The following is a 19726-nucleotide window of genomic DNA, read 5'->3' as shown; positions in this document are numbered from 1 at the left end:
CTCCTAAATAAATACGTCGACGAGGATGGGCATAAGGTTGAGCAGGCCAAACACCAGCGCCACGCCCCATCCGAGCCTAAAGCAGCTGCGCCAGGTGCTGCGTGCGAAGGTGTTGTCGATCAGGACCTCGACAAAATACGTCGCGGCCATCACGACCAGGGCTACAACCCAGCTCACGGGGTTGTCCCAAACAAAGAACATGCCCACCCACATCAAAAACAGCACGGTCTCGCACCAGTGCATAAGGGTCATCTTGGCCAGCGTGCCGCCGCTCATCTCGGTGGCGACGCCCTGGACGATCTCCTGATGCGCGTGATGCGAGTACGAAAGGTCAAACGGCGACTTGCGCAGCTTGATGGTAAGCACCGCGAGCAACGCGAGGAAAATGGGTGCGCTGTACACGATGATGGGGACCGACTGCCCCGTCACGGCGATGGAATCGAAGCTGTCGGTGGCAAGGTACAGGCCCACGCTCATCAGCAGAACGGCGGGCTCGTAACTCATGACCTGCAGCAGCTCGCGATCGGCGCCAACCTGGGCAAACGGGCTTTGCGTCGAGGCGGACGCCAGCACCACAAAGATCGCGGCGAGCGTCACCATAAAGGCGCACAGCAGTGTGTTGGAGCCCGACACAAAGATGCCGCCGCCCACCACGGTAAAGATGAGCGCGCACGCCATGTAGGTGTCGTCCATGGTGTTTACGCTGGCGGGGGCCTTGCGCAGGAGCTTGGCCACATCGTAGAAGGGTTGCAGCAGGCGCGGGCCCACGCGGCCCTGCATGCGAGCCGAAAGCTTACGGTCAAGACCGTCGATCAGGCCGCCCACAAGCGGCGCCAGCAGGGCAAACACCACGGTACCAATAAATATGCCCACGACGCCCGAGCCTTCGAAATACTTACCGCGCAGCACCGAGGGCGCACTCATGGCAAGCCGCTCGGGCCCAATCCACGCGCAACACAGCAGCGCAAACAAGATAATGCTGCAGCACACGACGCTGCCCGCGGGGCCAATACGCTTCTCGCCAAGGGCGTCCTCCGAGTACCAATTGCGCTTTTCGGCCTTCACCTCGTGTCCCATCGAGCCGCGGAAATGGCGATATTTGTCGGTTCCCACACCCGAAAGGTACACGTTGACGTGCGGCTTGTTGCTCACGCGGAATGAAGTCAGCAGCACCACGGCGATAAAAGCCACGATAACCACCATCAGATACATGGCGTCCTTGCCAATAACGTACGGCACGCGGCCAAACACCATGGCGAGGTAAGGCGACACCAGACCGCTCGAGATAACCGGGAACGCCACGCAGCACAGAATCAGCAGCGCGGCGATGGTGTTGAGGGCCATCCATTCGGTCTTATGGACATTGGCCTCAACGTTTTGAGCCGTGGGGTCGACGCCCGAAAGCTTGGCAAGCCACTTGCCCCAGAAGAAGAACGTCGCGGCCGAGCCAAAGGCAAGTACCATGATCATTAGCACGTTGCCGGTCTGCGCAAACGCCACCAGGGCGCCCCACTTGGACACGAGCATGCCAAACGGCGCCACAAACATGCCCATAATGCCCAGCATCATCAGACGCGTCAGGTGCGGCATGCGGCTGAACATGCCGTCCATGTCCTCGATATTGCGGCTGCCGATATGGTGCTCGGCGGTGCCTACGCACAGGAACAGCAGCGACTTAGCCACCGTGTGGAACAAGATCAGGAAGATGGCCGCCCATACGGCCTCGGGCGCGCCGACACCCAGGCAGGCACTGATGAGACCCAAGTTGGAAATGGTGGAGAACGCGAGCACGCGCTTGGCATTGCTCTGCGAGATGGCCATGAGGGCCGCGAGCAAAAACGTGATGGCACCCACACTCGTAACCATAAAGCCGGTCACGGGATAGATGGCATAGAGCGGGCTCAGCTTGACCATTAGGAACACGCCGGCTTTGACCATGGTGGACGAATGCAGCAGGGCGCTCGTGGGCGTGGGGGCAACCATGGCGCCGAGCAGCCAGGTATGGAACGGCATCTGCGCGGCCTTGGTAAGGGCGGCGAGCGACAGCAGAACGACCGGCATCACCAGCAGCGCGGATTGCGCGGTTCCGGCGCCGGAAAGCTCGATCATGCCCGAGATGGTCAGCGGCATGCCGTTAACGTGCAGGTACATGAGTCCGGCCAAAAACGCGATGCCGCCCAGCATGTTGAGGATGATCTGGGTGAAGGCGTTCTTGATGGCCTCGGGCGTGCGCGTGTAGCCAATCATGAGGAACGAGCACACGGTGGTGATTTCCCAGCCGCAGAACAGCCACTCAAGGTTATCGCTCGTCACGATGACGAACATGGCCGAGAGGAACAGGAACATAAGCGCCAGGAACTGCGGGCGACGGTCGGGCGCGGTCTGCCCGCGCAGCGCGGCCTCGTGCTCGTCATGGGCCTGGAAGTCCTTCATGTAACCCAGGGCATACACGCAGATTAGACTGCCGACGATACCGACGGCGAGGACCATGATCACGCTCATGTAGTCCAGGTAGAGCGGCGTCGCCGTGACGGCCTCGGCCGCGGGCAGCGTCATGGCTGCAAAGGCGAGCGAGCCCACCAGCTGCACCACGCCGAGCACCGTGGTGAGCGTGCTCTTATATTTACGCGCGTTGTACAGGATGACGGCGCACAGAATCACGTCGATGGCGGAGCTGATGATCGAGAGCACATGCGAGGTGCCGGGGGCAACCTCAAAGCTCTGCGGACCCGTGCCAAAAAACATGACGGCGACTACAACTGTCACCGCCATAATAATGCCGGAACCTATGAGCCCCACCGCATCGCGGGCGCGGTCACCGCGCGCGAGCAGCATGCCCAGCGCCGGTACCAGCGGAAACAGGGTAAGGACATACAGTAGCGTCATACCATCACTCCCCCATGCAAAAACGCTGCAATTGTTTAACGTTATAGCTCAATTGAGGAGCAGCGGCGGCAGGTTTTCGGTCAACTGGGGAGTTTTAGGCGTACGGGGCAAGGGCGCGTCCGCTTTGGAGCAGAGAGGCGACGCTCCCCTATCGCAGCGACAGGCGCGCGGGCCACTGCGTGCAGTTTATTGGCCACGTTGGAGGATGTCCCGACAGGCTCGCGCCGGTCCAAAAAGTTGGCGCAGCAAGAAAAATGCGCCCCTGTGGGCGCACCATCCCGTTTGCTATTCCGCCTTTTTAACGCGCGGCTTGCGACCGCGCGGCTTATCGACCAGTGCGGCCTCACCGCTCTCGCGGTACTGACGGCACCAAGCCTTGACCGAAGACTCGCTGGGAATCTTGTGCTTGATCATGGCCTCGCGAACCGTCAAGCCGTTTTCCAGACGGTCCTTAACCACAGCGAGCTTTACGTCGTACGAGTAGGTGTGATGATGCGAACCGGCATTGAGAACGGCGTCGGCACCGCCCACGGCATACGCGCGGGCCCACTGACGAGCCGTGGCCTGGGGAATGCCAAGCTCCGCGGCGAGGGCGCGATGACCGACCCCCTCTTGGAGGATCTCGATGGCGCGCTGCCTAACCTCGGGCGCATGCGTGCGAGTCCTAGTTGCTTCCGACATACCTGCCACTTCTTAGCCTTAACCGTTAATCTGCTTTCTTACGTGCAAGTTAGATAGTAGCATTTTACTGTTTGCTCAAAGCAGTTAATTAAAGTAGACGCGGCGTTATCTGGGCATTTGGCACCAAATTACGACATTTCTTTATCGATTATTTACGCTGGTAGCTGACTCGCAGCTAATCGTCATTCGCTTGTCAACAAAATTGGCATCTCTTTATGTCCTTTGGTATAGAGGATATGGTTATTAACCCCTCCCCCAATAATTTTGAGTGATCCGCAAGGCAGTAGACGTCCTCACTCCTCATGATTACCTCGCATTGCTATCCACCGGAGCAAAACAAAAAGGGCGGGACCTGCTGCGCTTGCAGGCCCCGCACCGGTTGACACCCGACGGGACACAGCCGGGCGAGACGGATCCGTGCTACCGCCCCGCCTGGCCGCGATGTTCAACTACAGCTCGTTGGCCGCGTGATATGCCGTGCGAATGGCGCTCGCAATGTCGGCGGTGCGCTCGCCCGAGCAGTCGCCCACGCGGGTCACGGGCACCGTCACGCCATCCAAGTCAAACGCGTTGGCCTTGGAGCCCACGGCCATCACCACGTAATCGCAGGCGATTTTTACCGGCTCCTCGGCGCCGTCCTCGGTGGTGTGAACAGCCTCCACGCCCTCGTCGGTAATGGCGGTCAGGCGGGTCTTCACGTGCTGCTCCACGTTGTGCTCGGCAAAGTCGCTCATGATCAGCGGCAGAATGGTCTCGGACTCGCCCGCGGCAATCTTGTCGAGCATCTCCACGATCGCCACCTCGCAGCCGTGCTGCAGCAGGTACTCGGCAGTCTCGGTGCCCACCAGGCCACCGCCAATGACGGCGACGCGGCCCGTAAGCTCCACCTTGCCGGCCAGCGCGTCCCAGCTCGAGACGACCTTGTCCGAATCGGCGCCCGGAACGGGAATGACCACGTCGTGTGCGCCCACAGCCACAATCGCGGCGTCGGCGGCGTTGAGGTCCTCAGCGGTAGCGGCATGGTTGAGCTCAACCTTCACACCCAGACCGGGCAGAATCTTCTCGTAATACTCGACCGAGCGCATGATCTCGTCCTTGCGCGGGGGCGCGGCCGCCAGCACAATCTGGCCGCCCAGATGGTCGCTCGCCTCGTAAACGGTCACGTCGTAGCCGCGCTTGGCCGCCACGCGCGCGGCCTCCAGGCCGGCGATGCCGCCGCCCACCACGGCAATCTTCTTGTCGCCCTCGCCCGGCTTAATGGCGATGGTCGCCTCGTCGCCGTTCTCGGCGTTGAGCACGCACGAAATGTACTTGCGGTTTTGAATCGCGTCGACGCAACCCTTGTTGCAGTTGAGGCACTCGCGGATGGGCTCACCCGTGGCGGCCTTCAGCGCAATGTCGGGGTCGCACATGAGCGAGCGGCCGTAGGCGATGATGTCGGCCGCGCCGTCTTCCAGAATCTTCTCGCCGGCCTCGACCGAGACAACACGGCCCACGGTTGCCACCGGCACGGAGACCAGGGCCTTGACGCGCTCGGCCACGGGCAGCGTCCAGTTGTAGGGCATGGCGCCCATGGGCGGAATGGTGTCGCCCATGTTGCCGGTGTGGTTGGCCTGTGCGACCTGGATCATGTCGATGCCCGCGCCCTCAAGCAGCTTGGCAAACTCGCAGGCCTCGTCGGGCTGCAGGCCGCCCTTGCCGCGCGGCGTGCCGTCGGGGTTCTCCATAATCACGGGGAGTTTGTACTCCACCATCAGCTGCGGCGCGGCTTCCTTAATGGCAGCGACGACCTCCAGCGCGTAGCGAACGCGGTTCTCGAACGAACCACCGTACTCGTCGGTGCGCTGGTTGAGGATGGCCGAGCACAGCGAACCCACCAAGCGGTCGCCGTGGACCTCGATGGCGTCGATGCCGGCCTGCTGTGCGCGAGCGGCCGAGGCAGCGATGGCCTCCTTAATCTGGGTGAGCTGCTCTACGCTCGCCTCGTTCACAAAGTGCTGCATGTCGTGATGCAGCTTGGCGTAGGCCTGGTTGCGGATCTCGTTGGACTCGGCCATCTTGGCGGCAAAGGTCTCCTCGTCGCCGGCGGCCTTGGCCTCCTGCGCGGCCTTGGCGGCAGCCATGGATCCCATGACCATGCGGCCGACACCGGGCACGTCGTACTCGGGGTGGAACAGCTGCAGCGCGACCTTGGCGCCGTGTTTGTGGACGGCGTCGGCCAGGGCCTTAAACGTGGGGATCTGAGCGTCGGTCGCCAGCTTGGGCGTGGGGCTTGCGGTCATGACGGGAGCGACGTCGCCGATGACGATGTAGCTCACGCCGCCACGGGCCAGGCGCTCGTAAAAAGCCAGGCTGCGCTCGCCAATGGAGCCGTCGCGCTCCTCGTAGCCGGTGGTAAGCGGCGGGAACATAATGCGGTTCTTGAGCTCAAGGGGGCCAACCGTAATGGGCTGGAGCAGCTTGGATGCAGGTGCGGTCATGGACATTCCTCTCTTGTAGGCGCGGCGGCGATGGTGCCGCGTAGTTGTCTAGAGGATATGGCATGGGAATACAACAGCGCAACGGAAATCGGCGGACAGCAGGTAGCGGCAGGTGGATGGGGATGGGCGGGGCGGCCCGTCGGCTTGTCTCAATCTGTAACAGTTACGCGGCAAAACCGGGTCTTACTGTTACAGATCGAGATATTCCCCTCGACCCAACCTCAACAATCTCAATCTGTAACAGCTAGACCCACTTTTGACCCCTACCTGTTACAGATCGAGACAAACCAAACCCGCCTGCTAGAAAATCTCAATCTATAACAACAACTCGGCAAAATCCGTCCCTCGTGTTACAGATTTAGACAAACGAAGACCGTCCTGCCGAAACATCTCGATCTGTAACACTTAGCGGCTTATAGGACAAAATGTGTGTCCACGTTGGGGGCATCGGCGCAGGTCGATGCCCCTTTTTCAGCCGTTTAAATTCCGTGCCCGCTTTTAACCGCTCGGACAGAATGTGTGTCCGGTTGCCTATCGTTCCCGCAGGTAGATAACCTTTTCCGGAACCGTTAAATACCCTTTCGGAAGAGGTGCCCATGAAGGCCGTTTATTGCCCCTACTGCGGCGGTCGGACCAAACGCAACGGCAGGACCTCATCGGGGTCCCAGCGGTGGAGGTGCACGGCCTGCGGCGCGTCGACGACGGTAAGGTACGACGACACGGCGACGAGGCTGGACGAGTTCCTCGGGTGGCTCCTCTCCAAGGACTCCCAGGCGGCGATGCCGGGCGGCGGACGGTCCTTCAGGCGCAGGACGGCCGAGTTCTGGGAGGTCTGGCCCATGCCCGTCCCCGACGGCGAGCTGCACCGCGTGCTCTACGTCGACGGGATCTGGGTCGCGCGCGACCTCGTGGTGCTCATATGCTGCAGCGGCGAGAGGGTGGTCTCCTGGTACATGGCCAGGTCCGAGAACTCGGGGGCGTGGTCGGCCCTCATGTCGCCGATCCCGGCGCCCGAGGTGGTCGTCACCGACGGCGGGAGCGGGTTCGCCAAGGCCGTGCGCGAGACCTGGCCGCGCACCAGGGTCCAGAGGTGCACCTTCCACGCCTTCTCGCAGGTCAAGCGCTACACGACGACGCGGCCGAAGCTCCAGGCGGGGCGCGAGCTCTACCTCATCGCGCGCGACCTCATGGGCATCGAGACGCTGCACCAGGCCGAGCTCTGGGTCGAGCGCTACCTCGACTGGTGCGGGTTCTGGGCCGACTTCCTGGAGGACAGGACCGTGGTGGACGGCAGGAGGGCCTGCACCCACGAGAGGCTGAGGCGGGCGCGCTCGTCGCTGTCGTCGCTGGTGTCGGCGGGGACGCTGTTCACCTACCTCGACCCCGCCCTGGCCAAGGCCGGCCCGCTGCCGTCGACCAACAACATGATCGAGGGAGGGGTGAACTCGCAGCTGAGGGCCGTCCTGCGCAACCACCGGGGGCTGACGTCGGTCAAGCGCGTGAAGGCGGTGTTCTGGTGGTGCCACGCGCACTCGGGGGACGCGAGGACGGCGCGCGGGAAGCCCGCCGCGATGCCGACCGACGCGGACATCGACTTCCTGTTCAGCGTCTACTCCGCCTCGCCGTCGCGCGAGGACGGAGGGCCGGAGTGGGGCGACAGGGCCGTGTGGGAGGACCTCCACCACAGGGGCCCGTACCCGTTCTGGCTGGATTAATGGATGGAAACGGGTGTTCTATCGGGACACACATTTTGTCCTATAAGCCCACTTAGCCGCCCAAATCGGGTCTAGATGTTACAGATCGAGATTTTGTTTGAGAGGCCAAGAATTGGACCGAAAACACAGTCCCGGGATAACAAAAAAGCTCGCCGGCTAGGCCGACGAGCTGCAAGTTCTTGGTCGCGGGGGCAGGATTTGAACCTACGACCTCCGGGTTATGAGCCCGGCGAGCTACCAGACTGCTCCACCCCGCAATGTCTGGGCGCCTCATGTGCGCAAGAAGGAATATTACGCGGGAGTTCGGTAAACGGCAAGGAAAATCTCGTAGAGCATAATTCCTTCATATTTAAACCCCTCAGCCCCTATCACCGTAAACGAATCGCAGCCGAGCGCCGTCGACGGCACGTATACAATGGTGCGCGTCCTTTTATGCCAACACCGGGAGTAGACATGCTGCTCGCTATCGATATGGGAAACACGCAGACGGCCATGGGCCTGTTTGACGGAGACGAGCTGGTGCAGTCGTGGCGTATGCCCACCGACCGCTCCTATACCGCCGACGAGATCCACGTGCGCCTGATGGGCTTCTTTAAGATGTACGACCTCTCGCTCGGCGCGGTCAACGCGATCGCCTTTGCCGGCGTGGTGCCGCAGCTCTCGCGCGAGTGGCACGCCGTGGCCGACCGCATTGCCGCGGACGCCATCGTCATCGGGCCGAAAACGGCCGCCGTAACCAAGCTGCGGGCGGCGCGCCCCCAAGCCGTAGGCGCCGATCGCGTCGCTAACGCCGTTGCGGCCGAAACTTTCTACGGCGCGCCGGCAATCGTGGTGGACTTTGGCACCGCAACCAATATCGACGTCATCGACGAGGACGGCTATTACATTGGCGGAGCGATCGCGCCGGGCATCCGCATCTCCATGGACGCGCTTGCCGCCCGTGCCGCCAAGCTCGCCAGCGTTCCGCTCGAGGCGCCCGAGCACGCCATCGGCCGCGATACCGAGGAGTGCATCAAGGTCGGCGCCGTGATGGGCGCCGCCGCCATGGCCGAGGGCCTGGTCGCGCGCATGAAGCGCGAGCTGGGCCGCGAGGATGCCACCGTTATCGCCACGGGCGGTCTCGCCGGCATCGTCGCCGATTCGACCGATGCCTTCGACGTGGTCGACGGACAGCTCACCATCAAGGGTATCTGCGAAATCTACCGCCGCATGCAGGAGCTAGGGTAGGACAGGGGCTTAAGTCGAGCACGCCCGATGCCACAGTCCCCGCAAATGCTCGCCAAGCCTATTCCTCAAAACTGAAAAATTTTCAATTTTGAGGAATAGGGCGCTGGCAACCCATTCCCCAGATAAGCGAAACCCTCCCCGGCACAGGCCAAGGAGGGTCTTGTTGTCATCGTTATCTTTGAGCGCTGGCGCCCCGCGCTACAGCCCGCGAATTCGTACAGCCTCGGGCGGAAACTCCTGCTCGCCGGCATCGGTCTTGATGGTCGCGCGGCCCCAGATGTCCAGGCCCGCAAACACACCGACCGCAAGCGGCAAGCCGTTGGGAGACACCGCCGCAACCTGGCGGCCCAGCAGCGGCACCATGTCGAAGTACTCGCCCAGCACGGGAGCCAGCGGCCCTGCGGCGCCTTGCGGCGTGTTGGCAACAACCGCCCAGGCGTCCACGCGGGCCAGCACGGCGGCGGCCAGCGTCTCGAGCAGCGCTTCGTCAGCCACGTCCACACCAAGCTCGCTCAGCGCCGAACGCTCAATATCCACCGTCACGGCACCGAACATGCCCGCAGCACCGGCACCGCCGTTCACGGCAACACGCGCGAGCGACGTCTCAAACGCAGGCGCACCGCACACGATATCGCTCGGCCACTGGATACCCACCTTACCGGCAAGGCCCAGCCCCGGTGTCGACGCCGCGCCCACGAGCGCGTCCATCATGCCCATCGCGGCCACAAACGGCAGGCCGTGGAAGGCATGCATGTTCACATCCGGGCGCACGACCAGCGAAAACGTCAACGACGCCTCGCCCGCGCTCCAAGCGCACCAGCCCGCGGACGCACCCTCGCGGCCCGCGTCGCGCGCCGCGTCGAGCTCGGTGCCGGCGGCAACAGCATTCATCTCGATCATCTACATACGCCCCAATTCGCCCACGATATGGCCCACGCGGTCCTCGGGCTCCTTGACCTCGACACCGTTGTAGCGGAAGAACCGCGCCGGGTCGTGCATCAGGTCCTCGAGCGGCACCAGCACAAAGTCGCGTTCGCCGATCAGCGGATGCGGCAGGCGCAGCTTTTTGCCGCCGTGGGTCTCGCCGTCCATCCACAGCAGGTCCAGGTCGATGGTACGCGGACCGTTGGCCTTGGCCTTTTTGGAACGGTCGCGGCCCAGCTCAGCCTCGATCTTCATGAGCTCGTCGAGCAGCACCAACGGCGCCAGCTCGGTCTTAATCTCGATGACAGCGTTGGCAAACGCGTCCTGGCGCGTCTCGTAGGCAGGCTCGCTCTCGTAAATCTTGGAGGAGTTAGACACGCAGGTGAGTGGGATCTCGGCGATCATCTCGCGTGCGGCGCGGATGTTGTCGCAGCGATGCCCCAGGTTGGAGCCCACGGCCACAAACGCGCGGCGCGGCTGTGGCTTGGCAACCGCCCAGTAGCCGTTCAGGAACTGCGCAAAACCCGCGGCGTCGTGCACGCGCACGATGTTGGCACCGGCCTGGATAGCGCCCAGGCACACGCCAAACGTAGCGGCATCGCGCTCGGCGGCCTCGGTCACGCCCGAGACGGCGCCCACAAAGCGCTTGCGCGACACGGCGCACATGAGCGGATAGCCCAGTGACGCCATCTTGGCAGTCTCGCGCTGGATGACGATGTCCTCGTTAGCCGACTTACCAAAGCCCGGACCAGGATCGATGCAGATGCGGTCGCGCGACACGCCGGCATGGATGAGCGTGCGGGCCTGGTCGGACAGAAAGCCCATGACGCGGCGCATGATGGGCGCCGAATCGGGCAGGGTGAAGCGGCGGAGCTGCGAGGTGGGCACGTAGGCTTCCTCGCGGCGGGCGCTGCGGCGCATCATGGCGGCCAGGCGGTCATTGGACTCCGATGCGGCCTCGGTGGCTGCGGGCGCGGCCTCGGGCGCGGGCGCGACGGTCTCGGCGGCAGCAGCCTGCTCGGCGGCCGGCGTCTCCTGCTCGCTTGAAGGCTCGGACGTGGGCTCCGGTTCGCCAAACGGCAACGAGGGCTGCACCACGCCGCCCGGAAGCTTGGCCTCCGGCTTAGGCTCGCCCAGCAACTTGCCGCGACGGCGGCGAGCCGGCTTCTCGGCCTCACGCGCGGCCTCGGCAGCCGCCTCGCGCGCCTTCTCGGCAACAAACGCCGCTGCCGAGGTATCGAGCTGCACCGTTGCGTGCGTGCGTGCGGGCGCGGCGACCTCGCCGGCATGCATCACGATGATGCCGCAGGTGCTCGTCTTAACAAACTCGACCATCTTGGGATCGGTGAAGCCGGTCACGTCGTTGACGATCGAGGCGCCGCAGCGCACGGCCGCCTTGGCAACCGCCACATGACGCGTGTCGATCGAGACGATGGCGCCCTCCTTGGCCAGCGCGCGCACCACGGGCAGCACGCGGCGAGCCTCCTCGTCGGGGTTGACCGGGGTAAAACCAGGGCGCGTGGACTCGCCGCCCACGTCGATGATGTCGGCGCCGGCGTCGAGCATCGCCAGGCCGTACTCGATGGCGGCATCGGGGTCGAAGTGCTCCCCGCCATCGCTAAACGAATCGGGCGTCACGTTGAGGACGCCCATGATGCGCGGACGGTCAAAGCTGAGCTCGTACTTTCCGCACCGCCATGTCTTGCTGTCGTTCGCCATGAACATCCTCCTAAAATGCCCACGCCGCCGAGCTTGGGGAGCTGGCGGCGGGGTCGCTTTGCACTCAGTCTTTTTATTGTATCCGCGCACGCGGGCTAGAACGCAAACGCGGCCGCGATGTCGCAAGAAATCAGCAGGTCGGCATTTGCATCCTGATCGGTAGGAGCAAGATTGCAAATAGCCAGCGTATCGCCGGTAAAGTATCGCGTAAGGCCTGCCGCCGGATACACCACGAGCGAGGTCCCGCCCACAATGAGGGCATCGGCCGCGACGATGGCGGCAACGGCACCGGTCAACACATGCTCGTCGAGCGGCTCTTCGTAGAGCACTACATCGGGCTTGATGCGGCCGCCGCACGCGGGGCACGCAGGCACGCCCGCGGCGTCCTCGTGCTCGCGCGAGCAAATCCACTCGGCGCTATAGACCGCGCCGCACGACTGGCAAATGTTGCGATGAACCGATCCGTGCAGCTCGAACACGCGCTGCGAGCCGGCCGCCTGGTGCAGACCGTCGATATTTTGCGTCACCACGGCGTCGAGCTTGCCGGCGCGCTCCAGCTCGGCCAGCTTGGTGTGGCAGCGGTTGGGCTTGGCGCCAAGCGCGATCATCTTGGTGCGGTAAAAGTCGAAGAACTCGGCAGGATGCGCCTCGTAAAAGCTATGCGACAGCATGGTCTCGGGCGGATAGGCAAACTGCTGGTGATACAGGCCGTCCACGCTGCGGAAATCGGGGATGCCACTTGCCGTGGAAACACCAGCGCCGCCAAAGAAGACCACGCGCTTGTGGGTGTCAAACAGATCCGCCAGGGCGGCGGAGGCCTGCCTGGGGTCCGATATTGCCTGAGTCATATGAGTCCTCCGTCCTTGTTAATCGGGCAGCGTTGAGCGACGTCCCAGCATGCAGCCTTTAAGTCAGCATGCACGGAGCCCACCCCGCCCTTATTGCGTTAATCTTAAGCCTGCCAACCCCGTCGAAAGGACACCATGCCTCAGACTTACACCTTTGCCTCGTGGAACGTTAACGGCCTGCGCGCCGTGCTCAAAAAGGACCCGAGCTTTATTCAGATCGCGCAAGAACTCGACGTCGATATCTTGGCGCTGCAAGAGACCAAGTTGCAAGAAGGCCAGGTGCAGGTCGACCTGCCCGGCTATCACCAAACCTGGAGCTACGCCGAGCGTAAAGGCTATTCGGGCACTGCGGTCTTTAGCCGCCAGGAACCGCTGCGCGTGCTGCACGCCGACGCGCTGCTACCCTACGCCGGCGAGGGCGAGGCGGCCGAGCTCGTCGCCCAAGCCGCAACCGAGGGCCGCGTCTGCACGCTGGAGTTCGACAAGTTTTGGTTTGTGGATGTCTACACGCCCAACGCGCAAAATGAGCTCGCGCGCATCGATGTGCGCATGGCCTGGGATGATGCCTATCGCGGCTTTTTGAGCGCGCTTGAGCGCGAGACCGGCAAGCCCGTCGTAACCTGCGGCGACTTTAACGTGGCACACGAGGAGATCGACCTTAAGAACCCCAAGTCCAACCGCGGCAACGCCGGCTTTTCGGACGAGGAGCGCGGCAAGTTTACCGAGCTGCTCAACGCCGGCTTTACCGATACCTGGCGCACGGCTAATCCAGACGTCGAGGGCGTCTACAGCTGGTGGAGCTATCGCTTTAATGCCCGCAAGAACAACGCCGGCTGGCGCATCGATTACTTCTTGGTAAGTGATTCAATCGCCAATACCGTGCGCGACACCGGTATCCGCGGCGATATCTTCGGCAGCGACCACTGCCCCGTCACCCTCACGCTAGAGCTCTAGCGCCAAGCAATTCCTGGGGGACAGAGGAAAACAGATCATGTGACCCCTCTCCCCCTATAAGTTGCGGTGGAATAGTTCCTGTTTGGGCAGCAAATAGCCAAAAACGAGAACTATTCCACCGCAAGTTCGTGAGGAAACGCGAAATGCCTTACAGCCCGTATTTCACGACGACACGGTTAATGCGACGGCACCAGGGCTTGTACAAGGCGGCCAAAAACACGCAGGTCGCGAGTCCGTGCGTGATATCGAACGGCACGGCGGTGGCAAGACGTGCCACGGCACCTGCCCAAGTAAGCGGCTGTACAAAACCAATGATGTCGTAGGCGTTGATCACAACGCCGTACAGCAAACCCGAAGCAAAGCCGTAGGTCAGCAGCGCCGGCATACGCACGGTGCCATCGGCGCGGTCGAATGCACCCGCATACGCCAGCGCACCGCCAACGTATCCCACGAGCCCCCAGGCATACATCTGCCACGGCGTCCACATGCCCTGCCCAAAAAAGAAATTGCTGGTCAGCGCCGCCAACGCACCGACCATAAAGCCGTTACGACGACCGAGTGTCGCCCCGGCGATAATGGCGATGGCACTCACGGGTTTAAAGTCGGGAATGGGTCCAAACAGGATGCGCCCCGCCGCCGCCAGCGCCGCCAGCACCAGCGTGGGCATAATCTGACGCAGGCCTGGACGCGATGCCTCATAGCCCGCAAAGAACAGCGCAAGCACCAACGCCACCACAACCAGCATGGCCAACGCTGCCTGCTCAACACCCGCCAGCAACGCGGCAGCCATCACCGCCGGCACCGCCAACAACAGCGGGATCTCCAGTTTTGCAAGCAAACGCGAGAAACGACAGTCCGTCATCCCATCACGCCCTATAGAACACGTTGTCGGCAAAGAAGTCGGCCGGGGACTCCATGCAGGCAATCTCGCCGTCAAACATCATGGCGACGTCGTCGGCTACCTGCTCGGCAAAGTCCAAATCGTGCGTAGCCATGATGACGGTGCCGCCAGCCTTCGCATGGTCACGCAGGGCGCGGGCGATGGTGCGGCGACTCTCCAGGTCCAAGCCCTTCGTGGGCTCGTCAAGCAGCAGCAGCTCGGGGCCGATCAGCAGCAGCTTTGCCAGTGCGAGCAGCTGGCGCTGTCCGCCCGAAAGATCGTACGGATGGCGTCCATCCAGACCCGACAACCCCAAGCTCGCCGCACGCTCCCGCGCCAAGTTCTCGTCATATCCGCAGGTCGAGGCCCATTCCATCAGCTCATCGCGAACCGTCTCGGCAACCAGCAATGCTTTGGGATTCTGAGGCAGCAGCGCCGCCGAGGCCGCTCCGCGCACCATGCGGCCGCGCTGCAGCTTGGCGGTCTTCGCCAGCACCGAGAGTATCGTCGACTTACCGCATCCGTTGCCGCCCACGATCGCATGCACCGCACCGGCCGAAAACGACGCATCGAGCCCGCGCAGCACCCAGCCGGACGCTCGATCGTAGCGAAACCAGCCTTCCGACAGGGTGGTAGCCGACCCGCCGTGCATTTTTTGGAGTATTCTGCTTCCATCCGTGCGCGAGAAGGCTTCCAAGCCGTTCTCGAGCGACGTTTGCGCCACAAATTCGGACGATTTGTCCAATTCCAAACTTTTTTTCGCGCTCGATACGTCCCCGGGCGGCTCCAGAGAGCCCAAATTGTCCTCACGCCTGCTGAATACTCCGTTTTTTGCACATCGGATGGCACCCCACCCCAACGTGTCATCGGAAAACAGCGATTCTCGGCATACCAAAGAAGCCATATCCGCCGCCTCGTGCACGCGGCCATCCTCAATCCGGTACGCACACGTCGCGTATTCGAGCATTGGGCGCGGCTGATGCGTCGCCACAACAACCGTGCAGCCCAGCTCGCGATTCACACGAAACAGCGCGTGCAGGAAATTCTTCTCGGCAACGGGATCGAGCTGAGACGTGGGCTCGTCGAGCAGCAGCACGCGCGGGCGCAGCGCCAGGACGGCGGCAAGCGACAGCAGCTGCTTGCGGCCACCCGAAAGCGTATCGGTATCACGATGAAGCCAGTCCTCCAGACCAAAGAAATAGCTGGTCTCGGCAACACGGCGGCGCATCTCGTCGCGCGACACACCCAGATTCTCTAGGCCAAACGCCATCTCGTGCCACACGGTCTCGCACACAATCTGGTTCTCGGGATCCTGAAACACATAACCCACGCGCTCTGCCGATGCCCGCACGTCCATGTCGGCAACGTTCTCGCCCAGCACGCGCGCATCGCCAGTGCGCTCGCCCGCTGGAGCGATCTCGGGCTTGAGCAGCGACAGCAGCGTCGACTTGCCCGAACCGGTACCGCCAACAAGCAGTGCAAACGCACCTTGGGAAACACGCCAATCAAGCCCCTCGAGCACCGGTGCCTTGACCCCGGGATAGGCAAAACTAAGGCCTCGCACCTCAATCGCCGGCGCGGCCGAGCCATATGCCACACCCGCCGCCGAGCTCCTATCAAACCGAGCCATCAGCCAAACCTCTTCTCATCAATCGCGTGCAACGCGCAAGGCAACACCATCCAGGCGGCGTACACGACATAGCCTGGCCACGGCGCCGGCACCGAGAGCTGCGGATAAAACGAATACTGCGTCGTCGCGGTCGCCGCCACGGCCACCGCGGCGGCACCAAACAGCGCGAGCCCGACCAGCGCGGCAACGTCGCTGCGCCCCAGTCGATACCGCGCATACGTCGTACGACGTGTCGCGGCACCCCACCCGCGCGAGCGCATCGCGTCCGCGCGCTCCAGCGAATCTTCCATGCCCCAGCCCATCAACACGCTCGACGCCCGCAGGCGCGATCGCACGGGATCGGTGGGCGCGCGGCCCGGCACATCAATCGCATCCTGCACCGCCAGCACCGTACGACCGCGGCGTAAAAACTGCGGGATAAGCCTCATGCACATCGAGATCATGAGCGCGATCACCGGTGCGGCATTGCCCAGCAGCGCGAGCACCTTGTCGTATTCGAGCATCGACGCCGCGGCCTCAAACCACAGCACGCTCGCCACAAACAGCCCGCCCATGCACAGGCCGTATACCATGCTTTCCAGATACACCGCGCGCATGCCAATACGGAACAGCTCCGTCGAGCCCGAGGCGCTAAACAGCGGATTGACCAGCGCGATAATCAAAATCACCGGCAGCTGCCAGCGGAGTGCGCCCAGCGTGCGGGCAGCCCCACGCGTCACAAATCCATACGCCAGCCCGCCCGCAAGCGACAGCGCAATCAGCACCGGCTGCATCGAGAACATGGCGAGCCCCAGCGTCAGCACTATATAGAGTGCCGGCACAGCCGGATGCGACATCGAGAACGCCGCGACGGGCTCGCCGCCAAACTCCTCTTGTATGTTGTCCACGGGCACCCCCGTCCCCTCGCTCAAACGACAGCTCCGCAGCACCGCCAACGCCGCACGCAAGCAGCGCAAACGCCACGACGGCGGCGCAAGCCCCAACCGCCGCAAACCAATCGCTACGCGCTCAACATATGCCTGCGGTATCATATTGCGCCGTGTATCGTTTCCAAACACACGTCTCTATAACGTAACAGGAGATCACATGGACGCAACCGCAATTATCCTCGCTGCCGGCGAGGGCACCCGCATGAAGTCGAACCACTGCAAGGTTTCGCACAAGATCCTGGGTAAGCCCATGGTCCAGTGGATCGTCGACGCCACCATCAAGGCCGGCTGCAGCCGCGTCGTGGTTGTCATCGGCAGCCACGCCGACGAGATGCGCGCCCTTATCGACGGCGCCTACGCCAACAGCGCCACCAAGGTCGAGTGCGTCGAGCAGACCGAGCGCCTGGGCACCGGCCACGCCGTCAAGGTCGCGCTCGAGGCCTGCGGCATCACGCAAGGCCCCGTCGTCGTGCTCAACGGCGACCTGCCGCTCATCACCGCCGACACCGTCGCCAAGTTCGCGCAGACCGTCGCTACCGGCGAGCTCGCCTGCACCGTCATGACCATGACCCCGCCCGACCCCTTCGGCTACGGCCGCATCAAGCTGGGCGCCGACGGCCAGATTGAGCGCATCATCGAGCAGAAGGACTGCACGCCCGAGCAGGCCGCCACGCTGCTCGAATGCAACGCCGGCTGCTACGCCTTCGACGGCGCGCAGCTCGCCGCCCACATTGACGAGATCGGCAACGACAACGCGCAGTCCGAGTACTACCTGCCCGACATGCTCGAGATCCTCAAGGGTCACGGCCAGGCGGTCTCCATCTTCCACTGTGACGACTACCGCGACGGCCTGGGCGTCAACAGCCGCATCCAGCTCGCACAGCTCACCGCCATCGCGCGCGACCGCATCAACGAGCACTGGATGGCCGAGGGCGTTACCTTCATCGACCCCACGCAGGCCTGGATCGGCCCCGATGCCGTTATCGGCCGCGACACCGTCGTGTGGCCGCAGACGCACCTGATCGGCCGCGTCACCGTGGGCGAGGAGTGCCAGCTCGGCCCCAACAGCCGCCTCACCGACACCACCGTCGGCAGCGGCTGCACCATCGATGAGACCATCGCCATCGAGGCCGTCATCGAGAACGGCGTCGACTGCGGCCCGCGCGCCTACCTGCGCCCGGGCACCCACATGCTCGACGGTTCCAAGGCCGGCACGCACGTGGAGATCAAGAAGTCCACGATCGGTGAGGGCTCCAAGGTTCCACACCTGTCCTACATCGGCGACACCACCATGGGCTCCGGCGTCAACGTGGGCGCGGGCTCCATCACCTGCAACTACGACGGCGTGCACAAGCACAAGACCGTCATCGGCAAGGATGCCTTCATCGGTTCCGACACCATGATGGTCGCGCCTGCCCAGATCGGCGACGGCGCGCTCGTGGCCGCCGGCTCCGTCATCACCGAGCCGGTTCCGGCTGACGCACTCGGCCTGGGCCGCGCCCGTCAGGTAAATATTGAGGGCTGGGCCGCCGATTATCGCCGCCGCCTGCACGAGGACGACGAGGTATAACGTTTTACCAAGCATCTAAGGAGCTGTTCCCATGGGGACGGCTCCTTTTTCTATGCTGACCTGCGCGACAGAATGAGTGGTCGGTTCGTGTCCGTTGACGGTAAAGACGTTATCAAGACCCGATTAACCCCGCCGCGCGGTTACAATGCAAAAAGGCATCTATATGGCATTCGATGTATAAAGGAGAAGGGTAATGCCGATTAATGATCCCGAGAAGTCGGAGAATATGCGCAAGTCCATCCGCGTGTATTCCGGTTCCTCCAACCGTCCCCTCGCTCAGAAGATTGCTGAGTACCTTGGGGTCGAGCTTTCGGGCCTTACGCTAAAGCAGTTCGCCAATGGTGAGATTTACGCCCGCTACGACGAGACCGTCCGCGGCGCCGACGTCTTCCTGATTCAGTCCGTGGCCGGCGGCAACGTCAACGACATGCTCATGGAGCTGCTCATCGCCACCGACGCTGCCAAGCGCGCATCCGCCCGCTCCATCACCGCCGTCATCACCCACTACGGCTATGCCCGCCAGGACCGCAAGGCCGGCCCGCGCGAGCCCATCACCGCCCGCCTCGTCGCCAACCTGCTCGAGCGCGCCGGCGTCAACCGCATCATCACCCTCGACCTGCACCAGGGTCAGATCCAGGGCTTCTTCGATATCCCGGTTAACCACCTGTCCGCGCTGCCGCTGTTTGGCCAGTACTACAACGACATGCACTTCGACACCGACAACCTGGTTGTCGTCTCCCCCGATGTGGGCCGCGCCAAGGCCGCCAAGAAGCTGTCCGACATGCTCGGCTGCGACCTGGCCATCGCCCACAAGGGTCGTCCGCGCCACAACGCCGCCGAGGTCATGGGCATCATCGGTGACATCAAGGGCAAGACCTGCATCATCAACGACGACATGATCGACACCGCTGGCACCCTGTGCGCCAACGTCAAGGAGCTCAAGGCTATGGGCGCTGGCGACATCTACGTCTGCGCCACCCACGGCATCTTCTCCGGTCCGGCCATCGAGCGTCTGAATGACGCCCCGATCGTCGAGTGCCTCGTCACCGACGCCATTCCCGTCGAGGTCGGCGGCAAGATCAAGACCATCTCGGTCGCCGAGGAGTTCGCTCAGGCCATCTCCGCCGTTTACCATGAGGAACCCGTCTCTACGCTCGTCGGCGGCGACTTCGCGCTGTAGTCGCATCGTCCTTGCAACCCGGCGCATCGCCGCCGAAACAGAAGAAACCCCCGCGCTCCCCCTTGCTTCGCAAAGGTCGCGCGGGGGTTTCTTCTGTTTCGGC

Annotated in this window: 14 protein-coding genes and 1 tRNA gene; 5 read left to right on the top strand and 10 right to left on the bottom strand. The window is 63.1% G+C overall.

Annotation, left to right across the window (positions count from 1 at the left end; translation table 11 throughout):
• Window positions 1–3: 3 nt before the first annotated feature.
• From AAAX75_RS02845 to bilR, 3 genes are all read right to left on the bottom strand, one after another.
• Complete coding sequence (locus AAAX75_RS02845) at window positions 4–2886, bottom strand: proton-conducting transporter membrane subunit (protein WP_349091019.1); 2883 nt, start codon at window positions 2884–2886, stop codon at window positions 4–6.
• Between the two features lie 285 nt (window positions 2887–3171).
• Window positions 3172–3567, bottom strand: coding sequence for a transposase (locus AAAX75_RS02840; RefSeq protein ID WP_349091018.1), 396 nt, complete (start codon window positions 3565–3567; stop codon window positions 3172–3174).
• A gap of 449 nt (window positions 3568–4016) precedes the next feature.
• On the bottom strand, window positions 4017–6047 hold the full coding sequence (gene bilR, locus AAAX75_RS02835; RefSeq protein WP_349091017.1) for a bilirubin reductase, long form: 2031 nt from the start codon (window positions 6045–6047) through the stop codon (window positions 4017–4019).
• Between the two features lie 596 nt (window positions 6048–6643).
• Here bilR and AAAX75_RS02830 point away from each other — a divergent pair.
• Window positions 6644–7762 (top strand): IS1249 family transposase, encoded by a 1119-nt coding sequence (locus tag AAAX75_RS02830; protein WP_349091016.1) that lies wholly within the window; start codon window positions 6644–6646, stop codon window positions 7760–7762.
• A 180-nt stretch (window positions 7763–7942) separates the two neighbouring features.
• On the opposite strand, the gene AAAX75_RS02825 is transcribed toward AAAX75_RS02830, so the two are convergent.
• Window positions 7943–8019 (bottom strand) — tRNA-Met (locus AAAX75_RS02825).
• 196 nt (window positions 8020–8215) lie between these two features.
• Here AAAX75_RS02825 and AAAX75_RS02820 point away from each other — a divergent pair.
• On the top strand, window positions 8216–8989 hold the full coding sequence (locus AAAX75_RS02820) for a type III pantothenate kinase (protein ID WP_347478968.1): 774 nt from the start codon (window positions 8216–8218) through the stop codon (window positions 8987–8989).
• Window positions 8990–9187: 198 nt separating this feature from the next.
• On the opposite strand, the gene AAAX75_RS02815 is transcribed toward AAAX75_RS02820, so the two are convergent.
• The 3 genes from AAAX75_RS02815 to AAAX75_RS02805 form a co-directional block, all read right to left on the bottom strand.
• Window positions 9188–9889 (bottom strand): hypothetical protein, encoded by a 702-nt coding sequence (locus tag AAAX75_RS02815; RefSeq protein WP_349091015.1) that lies wholly within the window; start codon window positions 9887–9889, stop codon window positions 9188–9190.
• Window positions 9890–11632: a dihydropteroate synthase gene (gene folP / locus AAAX75_RS02810; RefSeq protein ID WP_347478964.1), complete on the bottom strand. Its 1743-nt coding sequence runs from the start codon at window positions 11630–11632 to the stop codon at window positions 9890–9892.
• 95 nt (window positions 11633–11727) lie between these two features.
• Window positions 11728–12480 carry an NAD-dependent protein deacylase gene (locus AAAX75_RS02805; RefSeq protein WP_195521591.1) on the bottom strand — a complete coding sequence of 251 codons (753 nt, stop codon included), beginning with the start codon at window positions 12478–12480 and terminating at the stop codon, window positions 11728–11730.
• 135 nt (window positions 12481–12615) lie between these two features.
• On the opposite strand from AAAX75_RS02805, the gene AAAX75_RS02800 reads away from it, so the two are divergent.
• On the top strand, window positions 12616–13434 hold the full coding sequence (locus AAAX75_RS02800) for an exodeoxyribonuclease III (protein WP_195521590.1): 819 nt from the start codon (window positions 12616–12618) through the stop codon (window positions 13432–13434).
• A 148-nt stretch (window positions 13435–13582) separates the two neighbouring features.
• On the opposite strand, the gene AAAX75_RS02795 is transcribed toward AAAX75_RS02800, so the two are convergent.
• From AAAX75_RS02795 to AAAX75_RS02785, 3 genes are read right to left on the bottom strand one after another with little or no spacing between them, the layout of a single operon-like run.
• The gene (locus tag AAAX75_RS02795; RefSeq protein WP_195239926.1) at window positions 13583–14296 is read right to left on the bottom strand and encodes a DUF6580 family putative transport protein; all 714 of its coding nucleotides are present in this window, start codon (window positions 14294–14296) and stop codon (window positions 13583–13585) included.
• A gap of 4 nt (window positions 14297–14300) precedes the next feature.
• The gene (locus AAAX75_RS02790; RefSeq protein WP_195521589.1) at window positions 14301–15944 is read right to left on the bottom strand and encodes an ABC transporter ATP-binding protein; all 1644 of its coding nucleotides are present in this window, start codon (window positions 15942–15944) and stop codon (window positions 14301–14303) included.
• Window positions 15944–16831: an energy-coupling factor transporter transmembrane component T gene (locus AAAX75_RS02785; protein WP_271734009.1), complete on the bottom strand. Its 888-nt coding sequence runs from the start codon at window positions 16829–16831 to the stop codon at window positions 15944–15946. The genes AAAX75_RS02790 and AAAX75_RS02785 overlap by 1 nt, the downstream gene beginning before the upstream one ends.
• A 199-nt stretch (window positions 16832–17030) precedes the next feature.
• On the opposite strand from AAAX75_RS02785, the gene glmU reads away from it, so the two are divergent.
• Together glmU and AAAX75_RS02775 are read left to right on the top strand one after the other, a co-directional pair.
• A complete protein-coding gene (gene glmU, locus AAAX75_RS02780; protein WP_349091014.1) occupies window positions 17031–18443 on the top strand; it encodes a bifunctional UDP-N-acetylglucosamine diphosphorylase/glucosamine-1-phosphate N-acetyltransferase GlmU in 1413 nt (470 codons plus the stop codon).
• 193 nt (window positions 18444–18636) lie between these two features.
• Window positions 18637–19623, top strand: a complete 987-nt coding sequence (locus AAAX75_RS02775) for a ribose-phosphate pyrophosphokinase (protein WP_022094252.1) — start codon at window positions 18637–18639, stop codon at window positions 19621–19623.
• Window positions 19624–19726: the final 103 nt, after the last annotated feature.

The sequence above is a fragment of the Collinsella sp. CLA-ER-H7 genome, from assembly GCF_040092345.1.
Taxonomy (GTDB): Bacteria; Actinomycetota; Coriobacteriia; order Coriobacteriales; family Coriobacteriaceae; genus Collinsella.
Note: the sequence above shows the minus strand (reverse complement) of the source record. Positions and strands in the feature narration are given on the sequence as shown.

Coding starts and splice junctions, on each gene's coding strand:
- AAAX75_RS02830 (WP_349091016.1), top strand. CDS start 6,644: ATGAAGGCCGTTTATTGCCCCTACTGCGGCGGTCGGACCAAACGCAAC.
- AAAX75_RS02845 (WP_349091019.1), bottom strand. CDS start 2,886: ATGACGCTACTGTATGTCCTTACCCTGTTTCCGCTGGTACCGGCGCTG.
- AAAX75_RS02840 (WP_349091018.1), bottom strand. CDS start 3,567: ATGTCGGAAGCAACTAGGACTCGCACGCATGCGCCCGAGGTTAGGCAG.
- AAAX75_RS02820 (WP_347478968.1), top strand. CDS start 8,216: ATGCTGCTCGCTATCGATATGGGAAACACGCAGACGGCCATGGGCCTG.
- AAAX75_RS02795 (WP_195239926.1), bottom strand. CDS start 14,296: ATGACGGACTGTCGTTTCTCGCGTTTGCTTGCAAAACTGGAGATCCCG.
- AAAX75_RS02815 (WP_349091015.1), bottom strand. CDS start 9,889: ATGATCGAGATGAATGCTGTTGCCGCCGGCACCGAGCTCGACGCGGCG.
- AAAX75_RS02805 (WP_195521591.1), bottom strand. CDS start 12,480: ATGACTCAGGCAATATCGGACCCCAGGCAGGCCTCCGCCGCCCTGGCG.
- AAAX75_RS02775 (WP_022094252.1), top strand. CDS start 18,637: ATGCCGATTAATGATCCCGAGAAGTCGGAGAATATGCGCAAGTCCATC.
- AAAX75_RS02800 (WP_195521590.1), top strand. CDS start 12,616: ATGCCTCAGACTTACACCTTTGCCTCGTGGAACGTTAACGGCCTGCGC.
- folP (WP_347478964.1), bottom strand. CDS start 11,632: ATGGCGAACGACAGCAAGACATGGCGGTGCGGAAAGTACGAGCTCAGC.
- bilR (WP_349091017.1), bottom strand. CDS start 6,047: ATGACCGCACCTGCATCCAAGCTGCTCCAGCCCATTACGGTTGGCCCC.
- glmU (WP_349091014.1), top strand. CDS start 17,031: ATGGACGCAACCGCAATTATCCTCGCTGCCGGCGAGGGCACCCGCATG.
- AAAX75_RS02790 (WP_195521589.1), bottom strand. CDS start 15,944: ATGGCTCGGTTTGATAGGAGCTCGGCGGCGGGTGTGGCATATGGCTCG.